At 65.7% G+C, this 568-nt stretch carries 1 protein-coding gene; it reads right to left on the reverse strand.

The annotated features are described in order from the left end of the window. The coding region (locus HGP29_RS28545; RefSeq protein ID WP_211093480.1) for a nicotinate-nucleotide--dimethylbenzimidazole phosphoribosyltransferase at nucleotides 1-568 on the reverse strand (568 nt) is incomplete at both ends.

Genomic DNA, 568 nt, shown 5'->3' on the forward strand with positions numbered 1-568 from the left:
AGAAAGCCATCCAGCACCACCGGCAGCCCACAGGACGCCGCCCCCAGCATGACACCGGTCATCCCCAGCAGATCGAAACCACCGACTTTGCTCAGTACGTCGAGGCCATCATTCGGGTCGGGCTGATTGACGGCGATAGCCCGCCGCACCACCTCCATCTTGTTGCCAACCTTCACCAGCGGCAGATTGGCGCCAATCCCGACCACCTCCTGCGCATCGCTGCCGGTCAGGACGCTGACGATCGCTGCCGCCGGCGTGGTATTGGCCATCCCCAGTTCGCCGACGCCAAACAGGGTAACGCCCTCCTGGGCCAGCGCGCGGGTGTAGCGCATCACCTCCAGCAACAGCTCCTGCCCCTGCTCACGGCTCATCGCCGGACCGCGGGCAATATTGCCGCAGCCCCGCGCCACCCGCATATTCACCACGCCGGGCAGCGGTTCGCTATCGATACCGACATCAATTACATGCACTTTCGCCCCGGCCTGGGCGGCGAGCACGCAGACGCCGGTGGTGCCGCGGGTCATATTTGCCGCCTGGATGGCGGTGACCGCCTTCGGCGAAATCGCCA

Origin of the sequence: Flammeovirga agarivorans (assembly GCF_012641475.1) — a bacterium.
Lineage (GTDB): Bacteria > Bacteroidota > Bacteroidia > Cytophagales > Flammeovirgaceae > Flammeovirga > Flammeovirga agarivorans.